Source organism: Chamaesiphon polymorphus CCALA 037 (assembly GCF_003003845.1).
In the GTDB taxonomy this organism is placed as follows: domain Bacteria; phylum Cyanobacteriota; class Cyanobacteriia; order Cyanobacteriales; family Chamaesiphonaceae; genus Chamaesiphon; species Chamaesiphon polymorphus.
Genome location: NZ_PVWO01000495.1, coordinates 1 through 4,191, shown reverse-complemented (window position 1 = coordinate 4,191; position 4,191 = coordinate 1). Strand labels below are relative to the sequence as shown.

The following is a 4,191-nucleotide window of genomic DNA, read 5'->3' as shown; positions in this document are numbered from 1 at the left end:
GTTTTGAGCGAGAGTATGAAAGAGCGGATTCTCGCCAAGCAACCAGGCATCGAGCGCAAAATTGTCGTCATCCCAAGCTGGGTCGATTCCGAACAGATCGTCCCCCGACTCAAGCAAGATAACTGGTTTGCCCAAGAGCATGGATTAGTCGAGCCGTTTACAGTGTTGTACTCCGGTAATATGGGTCGCTGTCACGATATGGAGACGTTATTTGACGCAGTCGTGCGTTTGCGCAAGACTCCAATCCGATTCGTATTTATCGGTAGCGGTGAAAAACGGAAAGATTTTCAGCATCGTGTAGACGAAATGGGTCTGACAAACTGCTTATTTTTACCCTATCAACCCCGCGAGAATTTACCCTATTCCCTGACGGCTTGCGATGTCTCGATCGTTAGTATCAGTCAGGGCATGGAAGGATTGGTCGCTCCCAGCAAGTTATACTCAGCTTTGGCATCCGGTCGGCCAATCATTAGCATCTGTCCAGAAAATTCTTATCTCAATGAAGTATTTGCAGAAGCCAATTGCGGCATGTCAGTACGTAATGGCGATAGTGAGGGATTGGCCGACTATCTGTATCGACTCAGCCAAAATCCGCAATTGACGCAGGAGCTAGGTCGCTCTGGTCGTGACTATTGCCGCAAAAATTATACGTCTGAAAAAATTGCACAGGATTACCTGAAGTTATTTCAATCTTTAGCCTCGCGCTAAATATCTAACTGGACGTTACTCGATCGATACCAGTCTATTTATAGTCTGCTGCAATTATATGTCAACAATGAGGGTAGAGGTAATTCACGAATTGCCCCTACCCTCATTGTTGATGACAATTATAGAAACCGTCGAGATTTACAACGCTCGATCGACCATGCCTACAAAATTGGCTAGCATCTGAAGTCCGATCGTGGCGGACTTTTCGGGATGAAACTGAACTGCCATCACATTATTGCGCGCGATCGCGGCAGTTACAGTTTGGCTCCCATGGGTGACAGTCGCTGCCGCAACTGGCGAACTACTTGGATCGACATAGTAGGAGTGATCGAAATATACCCATGCATTGGTGTCTATTTCCCCCCACAGCGGACAGTTTGGCTGTGTGAGGTGGATTTGATTCCAACCCATTTGCGGGATGGTTAGATTGGGTTCTGGCTGGAATTTACGCACGTTACCGGGAATTATTCCCAATCCAGTTTCATTACCCTCATCCGATCGATCGAATAAAATCTGCAATCCCAGGCAAATTCCCAGGAACGGTTTGCCAGTGGCAATAATATCTTTGAGCGGTTGCTCTAGATCTCGATCGCGAATCTTGTTCATCGCTGGATCGAAAGAACCTACTCCCGGTAACACGATCGCATCAGCAGCCGCTAATTCTGCTGCTTCATGAGTAATTACTGTGTCTGCCCCAGCATGTTGCAGACCCTTACAGACAGAGTGTAAGTTTCCCATATCGTAGTCTACAACGGCAATTTTTAGCATGAGATAGTTAAGTGTTGAAACTAGCGGCTTGCTGAATAAAAGTTGACTCTCGATCCCCTCGATCGTCTCGGCTACGAATTAGCCCGAATACTCATTCAAACTAATTCCTGGGTGGATGTATTAGTCGCATCGATTAAATTAGGCCGAATGCATAAATAGATGAGAGCACCAAATAGTGGCAACCACGACAATAATTTAATTGTTTGGGGGTTGGTAAAATGACGCAAGTTAATGTCATCGGCGATCGCTACAGGCAAGAGTAATATTAATAGACAAAAGTCTAAACTCATGACGTGAATAAATCTGCTGGTTTGCCATTGGCTGACAAAATCCGGCCAATTTCCTTGCGTAATTCCATAAATAAGTAAGATCGACGCACCGATCGTCAGTACGACGCCCAGCCAGCGCGAATCCACCAGCTTAATTATACCACCCCGATCGATCCCATTCGATCGTACCCGTTCCACTTGCGCACCAGAAAGAGATTGCCGAATTGCTAGGTAGGGTAAAATTGCAAACGCGCCCACCCCAAAAGAGATTGCACTGAATAATCCAGCCGGAAGTTGTTGAATTTTGCCATCGATTAAGATAAGACAGGCATATACCATCGGTAAGATTCCCATCAAATTAAATAGGGCAATAATTAGCGGATTTATCCCCGTCCACTTTCCGGTAGAAAGATCGATAATTAGTTGCAGAGTATCGGGTCGATCGGGAGGAGCTAAGAAGAAAGCATAGCTAATAAATCCCAGCCATAACGCGCCAAAAACAATTTTATTCCACATTGGCTAATTTTGGTTTATTTATTAAGACAAGGAGCAGTTAACTTACACTCTTTCAAGTATTCACGAGAAAATCTAGTAATGAATATTTAGCTATCAATTCTCAATTCTCAATTCTCAATTAATCTTGGCTGATAGCTGTAGAAATGTAATCAGCCGCCGACTCTACCAGTGCGATCGCGTCTTCATAGAGCATCCGTTTTGGCCCTAATAAGCCAACGCTGCCCACTGGAATGGAATCTTGATGGTAATTGGTCGAAATCAACGTACAAGTTTGCATGGGCTTGAGGGGATTTTCGGCACCGATTCTAATCGCGATTTTTGGTTGGAGATCGAGCGAAGAGTCGAGATCGGGTTTAAAGATCGATTCCCAAATTTTGTCCTGTTCGGATTCTAACAAATGCAGTAAGGTTTTGACCTGTTGTAATTGCGAAAATTCTGGCTGCCCCAAAACTTCAGAAATTCCCCAAATCATCATTTGCGATGTATGCGTGGGCTTGGACTGGCGCGACAAATCGGTCAATAAGTTTCTAACCAAATCTACATATTGCTGGAGTTCGCGATCTAGTTCGCTCCAGTCTAATTTTAAAACTTCTAATACCGATCGACCGCGTAATTTACCGTTAAGAAAATTCGACAAAACTTGCAACTCGCGATCGAGCAAATCGCCATCGCTGGCCGATCTTTGCTGGGGTAATTGCATCAAAATCGACTGGGTTTCATAAGCATCCCAGACTACAATTACCATTATCTTATTTGCCTCAACGCGGACGAGCTGAATATGCTTGACTGTCGAGCGACGAGCTTGCGGTAGCGTAATCATCGTTACATAGCCGCTGAGACTGGCTAATACTTCTACTGCACCTCGCAAAATTGCTTCTAAACTCCAACCATCCCAATCGAGTTTATCACTCAGCAATTCTTCTACTTGCTTACCCATATCTGGCGAAGGCTGAATCAATCGATCGACATAGACGCGATAACCCAGATCGGAGGGAACTCTACCCGCCGAAGTATGCGGCTGATACAAAAATCCGGCTTTTTCAAGCGTCGCAAAGCCATTGCGAATTGTCGCTGGACTAATATTCAGATTGTAGCCATCTACGAGCGTTTTGGAGCCAACTGGTTCGGCGGTAGAAATATACTGACGGATCGTGGCCTTCAAAATCTGTTGATGACGTTTATTCAGATCGAATGACATAAACTACTACCGCTGCGCGGAGTTATTAATTATAACAATTCTTCAACAGATAGTGTTAATCCTGGCGACAGGAATGCTTGGAGATAGCGATTAATTCCGATCGATTACACTTACGCTCGATAGACAAAGCTGGACGAATTATACCCCGATCCCGGATGCTTTTGACTAACACAGTAAATAGGATCTTAAACGATCCGAGCGGCGATCCCCAAAGCTCGCGATCTACCTATAATAACTAGTACCGAGCGGCTTAAATAAGGTTACTATTAGCAGGTTATCCTAAAACCCGTAAAAGCTGATGGCTGATAGCTGACGGCTGACGGCTAAAACTTTCGATCGTGCGCTTGACTTCCGCCGCTCGGTACTAGTACCTTGCTATTTGGGGATCGACATGATGGCTGTAGGCATCGATGCCACCAATAATATTACTAACATGCGTAAAGCCGCGCTCTACTAGCCACTGACTCATCTGTGCCGATCGCATTCCATGATGGCACAATACGAGTGTTTCGATATCTTTGTCCAATCGAGTATAAATCTCTGGCGACCAATCGGCATATTCGCTCAAGGGCAAGTTGATAAATCTCGGTAGCGTCGCAATTTCTAGTTCGTGGGGTTCTCTAACATCCACAAACTGACATGACGTATCGGGATCGGCAATTTTTGCGGCTAGTTCGGTAACGGTTATTTCAGTAAAACTCATCGGGATCTACCTGGGTGGAGGGGTGGAGG

5 protein-coding genes are annotated in these 4,191 nt (G+C 45.2%); 1 reads left to right on the top strand and 4 read right to left on the bottom strand.

Features of this window, described 5'->3' with window-relative positions; genetic code table 11:
• Positions 1–708: glycosyltransferase family 4 protein (locus C7B77_RS25145; RefSeq protein WP_146138513.1), on the top strand; the 708-nt coding region annotated here is incomplete at its 5' end.
• A gap of 138 nt (positions 709–846) precedes the next feature.
• Here the strand turns inward: C7B77_RS25145 and hisH are convergent.
• From hisH to C7B77_RS25125, 4 genes are all read right to left on the bottom strand, one after another.
• A complete protein-coding gene (gene hisH / locus C7B77_RS25140; RefSeq protein ID WP_106311389.1) occupies positions 847–1,476 on the bottom strand; it encodes an imidazole glycerol phosphate synthase subunit HisH in 630 nt (209 codons plus the stop codon).
• A 95-nt stretch (positions 1,477–1,571) separates the two neighbouring features.
• Complete coding sequence (locus C7B77_RS25135; protein ID WP_106311386.1) at positions 1,572–2,261, bottom strand: DUF2834 domain-containing protein; 690 nt, start codon at positions 2,259–2,261, stop codon at positions 1,572–1,574.
• Positions 2,262–2,379: 118 nt separating this feature from the next.
• Positions 2,380–3,459 carry a heat-inducible transcriptional repressor HrcA gene (hrcA, locus tag C7B77_RS25130; protein WP_106311383.1) on the bottom strand — a complete coding sequence of 360 codons (1,080 nt, stop codon included), beginning with the start codon at positions 3,457–3,459 and terminating at the stop codon, positions 2,380–2,382.
• A gap of 364 nt (positions 3,460–3,823) precedes the next feature.
• Positions 3,824–4,162 carry a rhodanese-like domain-containing protein gene (locus C7B77_RS25125; RefSeq protein ID WP_106311380.1) on the bottom strand — a complete coding sequence of 113 codons (339 nt, stop codon included), beginning with the start codon at positions 4,160–4,162 and terminating at the stop codon, positions 3,824–3,826.
• Positions 4,163–4,191 lie beyond the last annotated feature (29 nt).